Here is a 15,276-nt window from a genome sequence, read left to right as displayed (position 1 = left end):
GAGAGGAGAGATAATAGTACATGGCAGAGCAACTGAAGGGGTTCACGGTCGCCTTGGCGGGTCCGCGCAAATCGGAAGAGATGGCCAAGCTGGTGCAAAATATGGGGGGGACGGCGTTATGCCGACCTGCTCAAGGTACTGTCTTTCTTGATGATGAGGCGTTGGAGGAAGGATTGAATTCATGGATTAGTGATCCGCCTTATTTGGTGATCCTTACCACAGGCATGGGACTGGATGCTCTCTTCCAAACGGCTGAACGCCTGAATATCGCTGAGCGTTTCTTAGAAGTCCTTTCTGGTTCTATTATTGCTGCACGGGGTTATAAGACAGTGAATGCTTTGAAAAAAAGAGGACTTACGCCGGAGGTTCGTGACGACGACGGAAGTACGATCGGATTGATTCGTGGGCTTCAATCTCTGGATTTGCAGGGCAAGGAGGTCGTACTGCAGCTGCACGGCGATCCAGCGCCTCGTATGCTCGAATGGCTGCAGGAGGCTGGGGCGAATACCCGCCAAGTGCTGCCGTATCGTCATACTCTACCAGAACCGGGTGAGCTTGAAAGATTGCTTACAGAAATCATAGAAGGTAAGATTGATGCCGTGGCTTTTACGAGTGCGCCACAATTTCGTTTCCTCTCTCAATTTGCTCGGGAACAGGGTAAGCTGGAGGAGATGCTGAAGTCTTTCGAGGATAAAGTGCTTGCTGTTTCTGTAGGGCGTATTACCTCTGAGGCACTTAAGGAAGAGGGCGTACAGCGTATCATCATGCCTGAGCATGAACGGATGGGGAGTATGATTGTAGAGCTGGGCAAATATGTGGGGGCGAATCGCTAGCCCACAATGTGCGGCAGCTTTACAAGATCGACGTTACCACACAGAAGCATTCCCGCCGGGTTCAATGGGTGGGGATGCTTTTTTACCCGGAAGAGAATGCCTTAAGAGTAGTAAACCTGCCATCTGCATGGACATTCGCAGCAGTTTTCCTTAGAATATAGGCAACATGTGATGAATAATAACAATGAATAAGGAGGAGGATCCCCATGGACAAAAGAAAATGTCTGTTACTTGGTGATTATACCCATCCCCGTTTCCATCCACTTCAAGGAGTGGACCAACAAATTAGCGAGATCTTAAATGATTTATTAACCGTTCAGTGTTCAGAAAATAAAAAAATGATGCGCATTGAGCATTTGGGAAGTTATGACTTATGCATTGCCTACAACGAATTATGGAATGAAACGGTATCTCCTCAGCAAACCGCTGGCCTACTCAGCTACGTGAGCGGTGGTGGAGGACTAATTGTTCTTCATACAGGTGCTTCATTGACGAAGCGTAACGAATTAGCTCAGCTGATCGGGGGCCGCTTTAATGGTCACACCGCTTACGAGCCAATGAATTTTAAGGTGCTGGAGCATGACATTACTGAGGGCGTTGAAGACTTCCAGCTGGATGAAGAGCCTTATCATTTCGAATTTGATCCGTTCACAGATCGGACTATTCTTCTTCAGTATGAATCGGAGGGGCAATGGCTTCCAGCTGCATGGTGCCACAGCTATGGTTTAGGACGAGTAGTATTCCTTATGCCTGGGCATCATGAGCCATCCTTCCGCCATCCAGCACTGCGTAAACTGATCTTGCAGGCAGCTACTTGGGCTGCACGCATTCCGGTAAGCAACTGAGTGATATCGCATTTTTTTGAAATACGCACACAGTGAGGTATACTTTAATCATCAACTCCGTTTGTAACGAAACGGAATCTTTGGGAGGAAGTACTATGAGTGATTTGTTTAAAAAAGCGATCTCTTTAGGAGTGGGCCTCACCATTGTTAGTAAGGAAAAAGTAGAAAAGGTTGTTGAGGAACTAGTGAAGCGTGGGGAGCTTGCTCCTTCGGAGTCTAAGGCCCTAGTTGACCGTCTGATTGAACGCGGTGAAGAAGAGCGAGGTATGCTCAAGTCTGTTGTACAAGAACAAGTACAACGCGTGTTAAAGGAAATGAAGGTTCCTGCACAAAGTGATATTGATGAGCTGGAAGGCCGAATTGCTGTATTGGAGCGTCGATTGGCCGAGCTGGAGGGCATTTCCCATCTAGAAGGAACATCGGCGGAAACGCGTACGGACTAAATGGCAGTACGTATTAGACATGCCGGACGATACCGGTCCATTGCCATGGCGCTTATGCACCATGGTTTTGGCTATATGGTGGAGGAGCTGGGGCTCTATCATTTATTATCCCTTCCACGCCGTCTTGTAACGCAAGAAGCTCATACAAGTCTTACGCTCGGGGAGCGGATTCGGCTCGTATTGGAGGATTTGGGTCCAACCTTTATTAAGCTTGGACAACTCGCCAGTACCCGTTCGGATCTGCTGCCTGATTCTATTATTCAAGAATTGGTAAAACTACAGGATAATGTCCCCCCGTTCCCTGTGGAGCGCGTGCGCACGATTGTGGAGCATGAACTCGATCAACGGATGGATGAAATCTTTAATTCCTTTGAGGATACTCCCCTTGCGGCTGCGTCGATCGGTCAAGTGCATAGAGCTGTTCTTCATAGTGGGCAAGTGGTGGCTGTTAAAGTTCAGCGCCCTGGCATACTGCGAACGATGAGTAGAGATTTGGAAATTCTCAAAGATCTAAGTGCTCTTGCTGAGAAGCAGCTAGGCTGGGCAAGGCAATATCAGTTGTCCCGTATGGTAGAGGAATTCTCGAAATCTCTGCTTGGCGAGCTGGATTACGGCCAAGAAGGCCGCAATGCAGAGAAAATTGCTCAACAGATGGATTATAACGGAGTATACATCCCGGATATCTATTGGGACTACACTTCAGCACGGGTGCTGACGATGGAATATGTGGTAGGGATTACGCTGAGTCGTCGCGATGAGTTATTGAGTAACGGAGTTAAGCTTAAGGTTATCGCTCAGCAACTCGTGGAAATGATGCTAAGGCAAATCTTCATTCATGGCTTTTTTCATGCGGATCCGCATCCAGGGAATGTTATACGAATGGCTGATGGGAAGCTGGCTTTGATTGATTTTGGCATGATGGGTCGGCTGAACGAAGAGATGAAAGAGCAGCTGTCTGCGCTTGTCATCGCACTAATGCGCAAGAATACGGATGCGATGGTCCGGGCAATTTTGCGTCTCGGAGTCATCCCTGAGGATGCTGATCGAACGGCGTTGCATAATGATATGGATCGACTTCGCGAAGAGTATTATGATGTTCCGTTTAGTAAGATGAGCATAGGTAAAGCGCTAAATGATTTGTTTGGCATTGCTCGCAAGCATCGATTAGTCCTTCCGCCGGATCTAACGATGCTTGGTAAGACGATGCTGACGCTTGAGGGTGTCATTAGCAACTTGGATCCAACGATTAGCATTTTAGAGATGGCAGAGCCTTTTGGACGGGAACTTGTGAAGCAGCGATTTAGTGGTCCCCGATTGCAGCGCAAGCTCCTTGGAGGCGTAGCCGATTTAACGGAGAGTCTTCTAGAGCTTCCTGGGCAGGCAAGGCAGTTATCCGCGCTAATTAGTAAGGGGAAAATAAAGGTGGAGGTAGTGGCACCTGAGATAAAGAATTTAGAGCGAAAGCTGGACCGGGTTGGGAACCGCTTAGCGTTTAGTATTGTGATGCTTGCGTTCAGTATCATCATGGTTGGACTCATTATTGGCACTGCAATGCGCGGTCAGCCTTCAGTGTTATGGAATTTCCCTACAGTGGAGATTGGCGGCGTAGTAGCGCTTCTGATGTTCTTATGGTTGATCTTTGCGATTTTTAAATCAGGAAGGTTCTAACCTACAACTACAGGATAGAATAATTATTATTCTGCAGTTTCACACAAATGCCGTTCTATCAAGTACAATATAAAAGATAACTTTCTAAGCTTAACTTTACTTCTATTGTATAAAGTGGAATGGAACGCAAATGGAGTGCCGTCTAAACGTCCGGTGGATCGCTGCTGCCCAGAAACCGAACTTTGACCGCACTCTTTTAACGGGTCAAGGGATACATGGGACGGAAGAATGCCGGTGACGGGGTTCTTCCGCTTTTGTTTGAATATAGCTGAATCGGAAGCATACGCCCCCAAAAGGACAGTCGGGTAGGGGCTGCCTGAATAGGGCTTTGGAAGACGGAAGTTAAGTAAGAGATGTAATCAAATTTAACTGAGAAAATAGTGAGGTGGAGAATTTGCCGGGATTTAAAGAATTAGGTGTTTCAGAATTACTGTGTACATTGCTTCAAGGTCAAGGCATCGTTAAGCCTACACCAGTGCAACAGGAAGCAATACCGCCATTGGTGCAGGGTCTGGATGTAATTGCAAGAGCGAAGACAGGTACAGGGAAGACATTAGCTTTCTTGCTGCCAATTATGGACAAGATCCACACGGAGCGAGCTTATCCGCAGGCGCTAATTATGGCTCCAACTCGTGAGCTCGCTTTGCAGATTACAGAAGAGGCACGAAAGCTGGCGCGTCATACGGATATCAAAATCCTGGCCGTTTATGGTGGTCAGGATGTTGAGAAGCAGCTGCGTAAGCTCGAAGGCGGCAGACATCTTATTATCGGTACACCGGGTAGACTGCTAGATCATATGCGCCGGGAGACGCTCGATCTTAGTGGCGTTAAGATGCTCGTTCTGGACGAAGCGGATCAAATGCTGCATATGGGATTCTTGGAGGATGTAGAGACCATTATTACGGCTGTTCCTTATCGCCGTCAAACGATGTTGTTCTCTGCGACGATGCCAGATCCGATTAAACGTCTCGCAGCTAATTACATGAAAGAGCCTCTGGATATCATTATTAAGAGTGGTTCTCCGATTCCGCTGGATAATATCAAACAGCAAGTCGTGGAAGTCTCAGATCGTAATAAAGAAGAGGCACTCAAAGCATTGATTGAACGGGATCGTCCTTACTTGGCTATTATTTTCTGCCGGACTAAACGTCGGGTGTCCAAGCTGAACGAAGCACTCCAAGCAGCAGGTTATGATTGTGATGAGCTGCACGGTGATTTGTCTCAAGGTAAACGTGAAGGTGTAATGAAGAGATTCCGTGATGCGAAGCTACAGCTTCTTGTAGCTACAGATGTAGCGGCTCGGGGGCTGGATGTCGAAGGTATCACCCATATCTTTAACTACGATATGCCACTTGATGTGGATAGCTATATTCACCGGATCGGCCGGACAGGCCGTGCCGGAGGTAAAGGGCTTGCAATCACGTTCACTTCTCCACGTGAGCAAGATGGACTAGATTTGATTGAGCACGGCATATCGCAGCGCCTGGATCGTCGCCGTTACGACAAGGATGAATTCGGCGTTGGCGAATTCGTTGCAGTACAAGGCGGCGGACGCCACGGCGGTCGTCAAAGCGGTGGTGCTGAGGCAGCGCGTACGGGCCGCGGACCAAAGACCGGCGGCTCTGGCCGCGGCGGAGCTCCGCGCGGCGAAGGCGGAGCGCGGCAAGGTGGCCGCGGCCGCGGTAAGGAAGCAGGCGGCTGGGGTGCGCCTGCAGAAGGTCGCCGCGGCGGCCGTTCTGATGCGGCGGCTGGCAAGCGTGGCGGCAGCGGTTATGACGCTGCCGCTCCAAAGGGCGGCGGCAAGGCTGCCGGCGTAGTGCGAGTAGGCGGCGGCTATGGCGCCTTCGCCTCCAGAGGCGAGGCGCCCGCCAGCGGCAACGCGGCAGCGCCTAGCACTGGTTCGCGCGTTGCGAACCGCAAGGGCGGACCAAGCACTGGCTACAGCGAGAACGTAGCCAGAGGTGCAGACGGTGGTGCCTACGTTGGAGGCACGCCACGAGGCGGCTTAGGCAGCGGCTACGGTGCAAGCCCGTCTAGAGGCGGCGGTAAAGGTGGAAAAGGTAGCAAAGGCGGTTACGGTGGTGCCAAGGGTGGCGCTGGTAAAGGTGGCCGCAACGGCGGAAACTCTGGCTCCTCACGCGGTGGACGTGGCAGCTCCGGCGGCTTTAAAAGCGGCGGCAGAGGCACATCCAGATAAAGTAAGTGGAATTTCATAGCTAAAACTTGTTACCATAGGGAAGTTAGCAGACAAGCTAATCACCTATGGTAACTTTATTTTGTGGGCAGATTTGAGCGATATTTGTCTAAAAAAGGATCTTAGTGTAACATTTTTGAAGGAAAGCCTGTCTAATAGATAAATATAGTGTTTCGACTTCGAGGAGGAAGAACTTGCAGATGTCTAAAAAATTAAAAATATTAGTCTTGTTAATTGTCGTTATTGCTGTTGGGTGGGGGATTGGGAAGTATACGACGCCTTCTCCTTCTGCTTCAGATAGTAGCGGTTCCAATATAAATGTGCAGGATGATCTTCAAGCTAAGCCTGGTGAAGATGGTAATAGCACTGAAGAGGGCATAACAGACCCAGTGGTAGCTAATCCATCTAATACAACGGATCCCTCTGATCCGTCCGAACCGGATAGTAACGGCAAGGGAAATAGCACTGATGATTCTTTTAAAGGGCCTGACAGCATAGCTGTGATGGTAAATAAGGAGTATGGACTGCCTGATAATTATAAACCAGCCGATCTCGTCTACCCGGATGTACGGTTTACATTTAAAGAGAAAATTGAAAAACGTATGATGCGCAGTGAAGCTGCCAAAGCTTTAGAGAAAATGTTCGCAGGTGCGGAGGACGACGGAATTTATTTGGCTGGTGTCTCAGCTTACCGTTCTCAGAAAACCCAGACGACACTGTATAATCGTTATGTAGAGAAAGACGGAGAAGAAATGGCCCGCACATACAGTGCCGTACCGGGCTACAGTGAGCATCAGACAGGACTTGCTATCGATGTCTCAGGAAGTGATGGAAAATGTGCTGCGGAGAGCTGTTTCGGTGGGACGAAGGAAGCGGAGTGGCTGGCACAGCATGTAGCGGAATATGGTTTTATCATCCGCTATCCAGAAGGTAAGCAGGACATTACAGGATATAAGTATGAGCCTTGGCATATTCGTTATGTAGGCAAGGATATAGCTACTTATATCGTGGATAAAGATATTACACTGGAAGAATATTATGATGTTGTACCGGTATCCAAATAACAGAATCATAGAGAGCAGTCCTAAGCAATATATAGGGCTGCTTTTTTCTTTCTTTGTGGTTAGAGAGTTTCGATAAGTTGCATTCTATTACAGTTCGGGTAAGATACGTAGTGTAGTCTAAGTACATGGAAGGAAGGGGAATAACGATGTCGATCTACAATTTTTCCGGTGTTACGCCTTCGGGTAAAGAAGTGTCATTCACGGAGTATGAAGGTAAGGTGCTGCTGATTGCCAATACGGCGAGCAAATGTGGGCTTACACCGCAGTATGGAGATCTCCAAAAGCTGTACGAGCAGTATGGGGATCAGGGACTTGTAGTATTAGGATTCCCCTGTAACCAATTTGCGGGTCAGGAGCCGGGTACAAGTGAAGAGGCAGAAGAATTCTGTCAGATTAATTATGGCGTTACATTTCCTGTGTTTGCCAAAGTGGATGTGAATGGACCGGACGCCAGCCCTCTTTTTAATTATTTAAAAGAGCAGCAACCCGGTGCTGGAGACAGCAGCGACATTAGCTGGAATTTCACGAAGTTCCTTATAGATAATAGCGGCCGTGTTGTCGCTCGGGTTGAGCCTAAGGAATCACCAGAAACGATGTCAGAACAGATTGAGTCCTTATTGTAGATTATTTAGGGACTGATGAATTGTTCTTTTACAAGTATCCCTTCGATCTCGGTCTTTGGCCGAGCTTCGACGGGATTTTCTTTTTTTACATAGGAATATAGAATAGGCGCCTTAAATTTTATTGTGATAAATTATACTTGACGCTTTACAGAGACCATGTATCCTTTGAAGAGAATGTAATGCCCATGCAAAATATGCATAAAGCGTGGAATACAGCAGGATAATAACGGCAGGAGGGTTCAATACGAGCATGAAGTTAATTACAGAGGTAGCAGCACAAGCGGGAATTGACGAAGAGCATCTGGAACTATACGGCAAATATAAAAGTAAACTATCGCCGTCCTTATGGGAAGACATGAAGAACAAACCAGATGGCAAGCTGGTATTGGTCACTGCGGTGAATCCAACCCCTGCTGGCGAAGGGAAGACCTTAACAACCATTGGGCTGGCACAGGCATTGAACGCAGCAGGAGTAAAAACAGTGGCTGCCTTGCGTGAACCATCCCTCGGACCATGCTTAGGCATGAAAGGTGGTGCCACGGGCGGCGGCAAGTCACAGATCATTCCGGCAGATGAGATTAATTTGCACTTTACGGGTGATATTCATGCGGTGACTTCTGCACATAATTTATTGTCTGCGATGATTGACAATCATATCTTCCAAGGTAATGAGCTGGGTCTTGATCCGCAGCGTATCGTTTGGAAACGCGTGATGGATATGAATGATCGTAGTCTGCGGAATATCGTGACAGGACTCGGAGATGGAAATGGAGCTGTGCGGGAAAGTGGATTTCAGATTACAACAGCTTCTGAGATTATGGCTGTATTATGCCTATGTGATAATCTGAGTGATCTCAAAAAGCGTCTGAACCGTATTTTGATTGGATATGACCAAGAGGGACAGCCTGTAACGGCCGAGCAAATAGGGGCAGTTGAAGCGATGACAGCGCTGCTGAAGGAAGCAGTTAAGCCTAATCTGGTGCAGACCCTGGAGGGCACTCCTGTTATTGTACACGGTGGTCCATTTGCGAATATCGCCCATGGCTGCAGTAGTGTTATCGGTACTCGATATGCACTCAAGCTGGGAGATGTTGTTGTTACGGAAGCAGGCTTCGGAGCGGATCTTGGTGCAGAGAAATTCATGGATATCAAATGCCGGCAAGCGGGTCTAACCCCTTCAGCGGCAGTGCTTGTCGTGACGGTGAAATCCTTGAAATATAACGGTGGTGTACCTAAGAATGAGCTCCAAACCGAGAACCGGACGGCGCTGCGCTCTGGATTGTCTAATTTGGAGCGCCATGTAGAGAATCTCGGCAAATTTGGAGTACCTGTTCTTGTTGCTATTAATCATTTTGAAGGGGATAGTCCAGAAGAGATTAATGACGTTGTGGAAGCTTGTCGACGATTGAACGTTCCTGCGGCAATATCCAAGGTGTGGGCAGAAGGTAGTGCGGGCGGACAAGAGTTGGCTTCGGAACTAAAGAAACTTCTGGACCAGAGAGATACTGAACGTTTTGCTCCTCTGTATGAGAATGAACTCGACATCTCTTCCAAAATCACCAAGATTGTTCGTGAAATTTACCGTGGTGCGGAGGTTAACTTTTCCCCTGCGGCTAAACGCAGTCTAGCGGTGATTGAGCGCCTTGGGTTAAATAATCTTCAAGTATGTATGGCGAAGACCCCTTATTCCTTCTCAGATCAGCCTAGACTTCTTGGCGCTCCAGAAGGTTTCACGGTAGGTATCCGTGATATTACCCTTTCGCTCGGCGCAGGGTTTGCTGTAGTGATTACGGGCAATATTGTTACGATGCCAGGTCTACCGGCTAAGCCTGCTGCTGAGGCACTATGGATGGATGAGGATGGCGTAATTCACGGTTTGGTGTAGATTTATTTTTATTTTATGATCAGGCTTTTCCCTGTGGTTTAGGGGGAAGCCTTTTTTTGCGCGTTATAAGAAAGTATATCCTGAGGGGGCAGAACATAATGTTCTACGCCCATGGCAAAGCTAACGAGGTCGCAATCGGCAGCAGTGACGGAAAATGCTTAAAATTGTGAACAATCTGAGAATATAGGCGAAAAGACTTGTAATGTGATAAATATCACAATATAATCAGTTTATAAAGTGAAATAAATCACAATTAACTCATCGGTGATCAGATATCTAATTTGGTCAGTCAAGCAATTCGAATATATAACCAGGTTGTCCATTTGAAGGAGGAAGAAAATAATGAAAGTAGCTGTCATTGGATGTACCCATGCCGGAACTGCCGCAATTGTAAATACTGCTAAGCTTCACCCGGAAGCCGAGATTACGGTGTATGAGCGTAATGATAATATTTCTTTCTTATCCTGTGGAATTGCTTTATATGTAGGTGGAGTGGTCAAGGACCCACACGGGCTATTCTATTCTTCCCCTGAGAAGCTTGCTGAGCTTGGTGTAAAGACCAACATGCGTCATGAAGTGACTGTTGTGGATACGAAGTCCAAAACATTGCGTGTTCGCAATTTGGCAACCGGACAGGAGTTTGACGATACCTACGATAAGCTGATTATGACTACGGGATCATGGCCTATTGTGCCGAAGCTCGAAGGGATTGAGCTGGAAGGCGTCTTACTTTGCAAGAACTATGATCATTCCAATACCATTATAGAAAAAGCTAAACAAGCGAATAAAATCACAGTTGTAGGTGCTGGATATATCGGCGTTGAGTTGGTGGAAGCCTTCCAAATGAACGGAAAGCAAGTTACGCTCATTGATGGTGAGGATCGTATTTTGAATAAATATTTAGATCCAGAGTTTACTGCGCCGATCGAACAATCCTTTAAGGACCATGGTATTAAATTAGCGCTGAATGAGAAGGTAAGTTCTTTTGCTGGTGAAGGTGGTAAAGTTACCAAGGTTATCACAAGCGAAGGGGAGCATGAGGCGGATCTTGTAATTCTCTGCATCGGCTTCCGTCCGAATACTGAGCTGTTAAAAGGTCAAGTGGATATGCTGCCAAATGGCGCAATTCTGGTCAATGATTATATGCAGACCAGTTGCCCAGATGTGTATGCCGCTGGTGACAGCTGCGCGATTCATTACAACCCTACAGGTAAGCACGCTTATATTCCACTGGCAACCAATGCAGTACGGATGGGCACTTTGGTCGCACGTAACTTAGTGAAAGAGACGATTCCTTATATGGGTACTCAAGGGACTTCGGGCATTAAGATTTATGAAGATAATATCGCTGCTACCGGTCTTACTGAAGAAGGGGCTAAGGCTGAAGGAATGGACGTAGAAACTACCATGATTATTGACAACTACCGTCCAGAATTTATGCCAACCTTCGAGCAGGTGCAATTAAAAGTGGTATTTGATCGCGCCACACGCCGCATTCTCGGAGCGCAAATCTTGTCCAAGACGGATTTGACGCAATCAATCAACACAGTATCTGTATGTATTCAAAATAAAATGACAATCGATCAGCTTGCCTTTATCGATTTCTTCTTCCAACCTCATTACAACAAGCCTTGGAACTTCCTGAATACAGTTGGCCTCGAATCGCTACCAGCATCAGTACCAAGCAAAGAGGCAGTAACCGTATAATTTAATTGCCTGTGAACAATAAAGGGTAAACCGGAGCCATATATGGCTCCGGTTTTTTGTGATTGAAGCTGGTACTATTTACCTTTAAAATAATATGGAGCTTATTCTTATAAATGTAATTATGGATGCGCTTCGTTAAATTTGACATGTCAGTGAAAAGTTTCACTTAGTTTTTCATTAAGTGATAATTATCACGTTAATGTGTTTTATGACACGCTACAATGGTCGTAAAGGAACAAATTTTAAGTAAATAGATGAAGGGGATAGGAATCATGGCTTATAATAAACCGCAGCAGATTGCCGCAGTCACGGTCGAGAACGGCATAAAAAAGGCGCATAATCCTTTAAGCACCGTACTAATTCTGGGCTTTCTGGGAGGAGCGTTTATCGCGCTCGGATTTTTACTGGATATTCGCGTTATTGCTGGCGCACCACATGAATGGGGATCCATCGCTAATTTTATTGGAGCTGCTGTCTTCCCTGTTGGGTTGATTCTAGTACTGCTTGCAGGGGGAGAACTACTGACAGGCAATATGATGGCTGTGCCACTTGCTTTTATGGCTAAGAAGATATCCTTCTGGGAGGTTGTTAAGAATCTCGTATTGATTACCCTAAGCAATCTGGCGGGAGCTTTGTTTGTAGCTTACTTTTTCGGTCACGTGGTTGGTTTAACCTCTGACGGTGTGTATTTGGAAAAATTAGTGGAGATGGCAGGACATAAGCTTGAAGCAGACTTCTTTCCGGCATTTGTTTCCGGTATAGGTTGTAACTGGCTCGTAGCTTTGGCGGTATGGCTCTCCTATGGAGCAGATAACTTCAGTGGCAAAATCCTCGGCATCTGGTTCCCGACGATGGCTTTTGTAGCTATCGGCTTCCAGCACGTTGTAGCCAACATGTTCTTAATTCCCGCAGCTATTTTTGAAGGTTATTTTTCATGGGGAGAGTACTTTAACAATTTTGTTCCGGTATGGCTAGGCAACTTGACGGGTGGTGCAATCTTTGTTGCGGCAGCTTATTGGATGGCTTACCTGCGTAAAGAGCCTGCATCTATTCAGTCCGTGGACAGCATGTCCGGCAGCGGTGTAAAGAAACACGCCTAAACCTATCTTATAGAGCACTCCTTAGAATAGTCGAGGGGTGCTTTTTGCTGTATAGACAAATAAAATCCGCCGTGATGTATCCGAGCTCGGGGGAACGAAATCGGATGCACGGCGAATTTTAAAAGGGGGAGTGTTTCTAGGCTCTATTACCCCGGCTTTGTAATAACGAAACACTTCATTATCGTTCAGTCTACTTTACGGACGACAGCGGCAACTATAAAATATAAATAGATAATAAAAATAGGGCGGACAGTGGACGTGAACGGTGCCGCTTTTTTCTCAGCGACGTTAGAAGTTAGCCCTAAATAAGAAGTGAAGTATACTAATACTTTATCACGATAGCACGTCAATGCGTCTGCTTGCCCTGAACCCTGTTTTGGGATAATACTGGATGGAATAATGACACATATATTACAGGGGATGTACACTACTTATGAAGTTTTTACAGAATTATCCTAAAGAAGTTAAGATATTTTTAATTGCTAGCCTTATTAATGCAACGGGTAGTGCACTGATGTGGCCACTGGTTACGATGTATGTTTTTGATGAGCTTGGACGCAGCATGTCGGATGCTGGATTAGTGATTCTTATTCAATCGGTTGGAGGGATTGTGGGTCAACTACTCGGGGGCTCACTCTATCATAAGGTAGGCGTTAACCGGCTGATTGTTGGAGCGCTGGGCATGAATGCACTTGCACTGTTCACTTTGCCGGCAGCAAGTAACAACTGGACGTTATTTATGGTCGCGATGGGACTGGTAGGGCTCTTTAATTCACTGTCATTACCTGCGATTCAGGCATTTATCGGCTTTCGTTTTACGAAGCAGCGCGGAGAGCTGTTTAATGTTATTTATGTCGCCAATAATATTGGTGTAGCACTGGGTACGGCGTTAAGTGGTTTTTTGGCCGATATTTCTTATATGCTCAGCTTTGTGATGAACGGCGTAACTTCTGCGGTATTTGCGGTATTCTTTTTTGTATATCTCAAGAAAGTCGGAGGAGATTCTTCGCAGGAGGTCGCAGAACATCAGAAGGCTGGTCCTGACAAACAATCCACCTGGAAGCTAATGGGGCACACACGAATTTATTTTTATATGGGTATTGCCTCGATGTTCCTACTGCTAGGTAACTCTATCTGGAATACAGGAGTATCTCCTTTCATTATTTCTGAGGGCTGGCCTAAGAAGACTTATGGTTTTCTCTGGACGCTTAACGGAATTCTCATTTTTGCGGCTCAGCCGCTCGTAACAGTAATTAAACGTTGGTTCGCATCTACCTCAACGGCGCAAATGACAGTAAGTGCTCTATTTTATTTAGGAGGGTATGCTGTTCTTTTATGGATGCCGACTTATTCAGGTCTAGTGCTTGGGATGGTACTCGCTACGCTTGGGGAAATGCTGATATCTCCGGCCATGCCTTCCTTTATTTCAGATCATGCAGGTCGCAGTGCTCCTTTCTATCTAGGTCTAAGTGGAGGAATGGGGGCAGTCGGTAGGGTGATTGGGCCATACTTAATGGGTAGATTATACGACAGTGGAGGTCTAGCGCCTACCGCATGGTTGGCATGTGCGATGGCACTGCTGTCCGTAGGATTCTTTATCGTTCATGCGTATATCAACCGCCGAGGAAATTCATTGGAGCGGTCAATAGGATAGTTGAGCATAGTGGATTCAAATGATCTACTGTGAATTCTATAGAGGTGCAAGGCAAGGGGTGTACATCTTTATGAAACTTAGCAACAGGGACAGGTTTATAATAAGGTTCTCAGAAATTAAAGACGTGCGGGAACTGATTCATCTGGATCATATGATCTGGACGGAGGACACTAGCCCGGGGCCATTAATCTGGCGTTCCCAAGAGGATTACCTACTGAATGCTCCCCCGGGTTCGCAGCTAGTAGCGCTAAAGGATGACAAGCTATGCGGATATGTTGGGTTTGGCTGCCCTAGTCGAATGGAGAGTAACAGGCATGTGTGCGAGGTCAATATTGCTGTTCATCCGGATTATCAACGTTTAGGTATTGGCCGGCAGCTCATAGAGGCTATTAAGGAACATGCCGCAGATAATGCCATTCGTAAGTTGCGTCTACGCGTATTATCCTGTAATGAATCAGCGCTTTCTTTTTATCGTAAATGCGGGTTTGTGGAAGAGGGACGTCTGCGGGAGGAGTTTTATCTTGGCGGTCGATATGTGGATGAAATATTTATGTGCTGTATGCTGGCAGGAGGAGAAGGATATGGAGATCATCTCGCTTAATGTGGGGCGGCCGGTAACAGTGGATTATCGGGGGAAACCTTTGGAGACTGGAATTTATAAAATGCCTGTAGAAGGATCAGTTCAGCTACATGCCAATGGTTTTGTTGGAGATGGTCAGGCGGACCTGAAACATCACGGGGGCCCTGATAAGGCAGTTTGTGCCTATCCCATCGAGCATTATCCCTACTGGCAGCGGCAGCTTGGGAAGAAACTGGATTACTCTGCCTTTGGAGAAAATATAACAACGTCAGGCTTATTAGAGACAGACGTGTGCATTGGCGATGTGTACGAAATAGGTACCACTGTGCTACAGGTCAGTCAGCCGCGTTATCCTTGCTTCAAAATCTCACAAAAGCATGGCCCCGCAGATCTCCCGGCTCAAGTGCTGGACACTAGATATAGCGGATTTTACTTGCGTGTGCTTCGTGAAGGAAAGATTTCAACCGGAGATGCTATTGTCAAAAAAGAAAGTGGAGCTGGCGGTGCGTCCGTGGCGCATGTACTACATTTAATGCAAGTAGGGCTGCAAGAGGAAGCTGCACTGGCAGCTCTTGCGGAGCTAGGAACTCTCTCCGCCGTAGTTCGGAACAAGTTTCGAAAACAGCTGGGTCTGCCGGAGAGTTAGACACTATCTACAAATCAAAATAAGCCTGGAGGCG

At 46.8% G+C, this 15,276-nt stretch carries 13 protein-coding genes; all 13 read left to right on the top strand.

Features of this window, described 5'->3' with window-relative positions:
• The first annotated feature begins 20 nt into the window (after positions 1–20).
• The 13 genes from ACN6KS_RS28625 (at position 21) to ACN6KS_RS28565 (ending at position 15,242) form a co-directional block, all read left to right on the top strand.
• Positions 21–833 carry a uroporphyrinogen-III synthase gene (locus ACN6KS_RS28625; RefSeq protein ID WP_094877336.1) on the top strand — a complete coding sequence of 271 codons (813 nt, stop codon included), beginning with the start codon at positions 21–23 and terminating at the stop codon, positions 831–833.
• A gap of 206 nt (positions 834–1,039) precedes the next feature.
• Positions 1,040–1,678 carry a ThuA domain-containing protein gene (locus tag ACN6KS_RS28620; protein ID WP_042192549.1) on the top strand — a complete coding sequence of 213 codons (639 nt, stop codon included), beginning with the start codon at positions 1,040–1,042 and terminating at the stop codon, positions 1,676–1,678.
• Between the two features lie 95 nt (positions 1,679–1,773).
• Positions 1,774–2,121, top strand: coding sequence for a phasin family protein (locus tag ACN6KS_RS28615; protein ID WP_094872086.1), 348 nt, complete (start codon positions 1,774–1,776; stop codon positions 2,119–2,121).
• Positions 2,122–3,789, top strand: coding sequence for an ABC1 kinase family protein (locus ACN6KS_RS28610; protein ID WP_280787305.1), 1,668 nt, complete (start codon positions 2,122–2,124; stop codon positions 3,787–3,789).
• A gap of 385 nt (positions 3,790–4,174) precedes the next feature.
• A complete protein-coding gene (locus ACN6KS_RS28605) occupies positions 4,175–5,986 on the top strand; it encodes a DEAD/DEAH box helicase (RefSeq protein WP_440960966.1) in 1,812 nt (603 codons plus the stop codon).
• A gap of 197 nt (positions 5,987–6,183) precedes the next feature.
• Positions 6,184–7,047: a M15 family metallopeptidase gene (locus ACN6KS_RS28600; protein WP_094872091.1), complete on the top strand. Its 864-nt coding sequence runs from the start codon at positions 6,184–6,186 to the stop codon at positions 7,045–7,047.
• Between the two features lie 146 nt (positions 7,048–7,193).
• Positions 7,194–7,670: a glutathione peroxidase gene (locus ACN6KS_RS28595; protein ID WP_440960965.1), complete on the top strand. Its 477-nt coding sequence runs from the start codon at positions 7,194–7,196 to the stop codon at positions 7,668–7,670.
• A gap of 250 nt (positions 7,671–7,920) precedes the next feature.
• On the top strand, positions 7,921–9,555 hold the full coding sequence (locus ACN6KS_RS28590) for a formate--tetrahydrofolate ligase (protein ID WP_341135906.1): 1,635 nt from the start codon (positions 7,921–7,923) through the stop codon (positions 9,553–9,555).
• 342 nt (positions 9,556–9,897) lie between these two features.
• Entirely contained in the window at positions 9,898–11,262 is a 1,365-nt protein-coding gene (locus ACN6KS_RS28585) for an FAD-dependent oxidoreductase (protein WP_440960964.1), read from the top strand.
• Between the two features lie 272 nt (positions 11,263–11,534).
• The gene (locus tag ACN6KS_RS28580; protein WP_094877329.1) at positions 11,535–12,362 is read left to right on the top strand and encodes a formate/nitrite transporter family protein; all 828 of its coding nucleotides are present in this window, start codon (positions 11,535–11,537) and stop codon (positions 12,360–12,362) included.
• Between the two features lie 433 nt (positions 12,363–12,795).
• Positions 12,796–14,016 (top strand): MFS transporter, encoded by a 1,221-nt coding sequence (locus tag ACN6KS_RS28575; RefSeq protein WP_094872099.1) that lies wholly within the window; start codon positions 12,796–12,798, stop codon positions 14,014–14,016.
• Between the two features lie 70 nt (positions 14,017–14,086).
• Complete coding sequence (locus tag ACN6KS_RS28570) at positions 14,087–14,617, top strand: GNAT family N-acetyltransferase (protein WP_094872100.1); 531 nt, start codon at positions 14,087–14,089, stop codon at positions 14,615–14,617.
• Positions 14,598–15,242, top strand: a complete 645-nt coding sequence (locus tag ACN6KS_RS28565; protein WP_341135903.1) for an MOSC domain-containing protein — start codon at positions 14,598–14,600, stop codon at positions 15,240–15,242. Before ACN6KS_RS28570 ends, ACN6KS_RS28565 begins: the two co-directional genes overlap by 20 nt.
• The last annotated feature ends 34 nt before the right edge of the window (positions 15,243–15,276 follow it).

The organism is Paenibacillus nitricinens (assembly GCF_052056485.1).
In the GTDB taxonomy this organism is placed as follows: domain Bacteria; phylum Bacillota; class Bacilli; order Paenibacillales; family Paenibacillaceae; genus Paenibacillus_AQ; species Paenibacillus_AQ nitricinens.
The sequence above is the reverse complement of the archived record's forward strand: the minus strand, read 5'-3'. Positions and strand labels throughout refer to the sequence as shown.

Excerpts from the sequence above, each read along its gene's own strand:
- ACN6KS_RS28625 (WP_094877336.1), top strand. The coding sequence starts at position 21 with ATGGCAGAGCAACTGAAGGGGTTCACGGTCGCCTTGGCGGGTCCGCGC.
- ACN6KS_RS28620 (WP_042192549.1), top strand. The coding sequence starts at position 1,040 with ATGGACAAAAGAAAATGTCTGTTACTTGGTGATTATACCCATCCCCGT.
- ACN6KS_RS28615 (WP_094872086.1), top strand. The coding sequence starts at position 1,774 with ATGAGTGATTTGTTTAAAAAAGCGATCTCTTTAGGAGTGGGCCTCACC.
- ACN6KS_RS28610 (WP_280787305.1), top strand. The coding sequence starts at position 2,122 with ATGGCAGTACGTATTAGACATGCCGGACGATACCGGTCCATTGCCATG.
- ACN6KS_RS28600 (WP_094872091.1), top strand. The coding sequence starts at position 6,184 with ATGTCTAAAAAATTAAAAATATTAGTCTTGTTAATTGTCGTTATTGCT.
- ACN6KS_RS28595 (WP_440960965.1), top strand. The coding sequence starts at position 7,194 with ATGTCGATCTACAATTTTTCCGGTGTTACGCCTTCGGGTAAAGAAGTG.
- ACN6KS_RS28590 (WP_341135906.1), top strand. The coding sequence starts at position 7,921 with ATGAAGTTAATTACAGAGGTAGCAGCACAAGCGGGAATTGACGAAGAG.
- ACN6KS_RS28585 (WP_440960964.1), top strand. The coding sequence starts at position 9,898 with ATGAAAGTAGCTGTCATTGGATGTACCCATGCCGGAACTGCCGCAATT.
- ACN6KS_RS28580 (WP_094877329.1), top strand. The coding sequence starts at position 11,535 with ATGGCTTATAATAAACCGCAGCAGATTGCCGCAGTCACGGTCGAGAAC.
- ACN6KS_RS28575 (WP_094872099.1), top strand. The coding sequence starts at position 12,796 with ATGAAGTTTTTACAGAATTATCCTAAAGAAGTTAAGATATTTTTAATT.
- ACN6KS_RS28570 (WP_094872100.1), top strand. The coding sequence starts at position 14,087 with ATGAAACTTAGCAACAGGGACAGGTTTATAATAAGGTTCTCAGAAATT.
- ACN6KS_RS28565 (WP_341135903.1), top strand. The coding sequence starts at position 14,598 with ATGGAGATCATCTCGCTTAATGTGGGGCGGCCGGTAACAGTGGATTAT.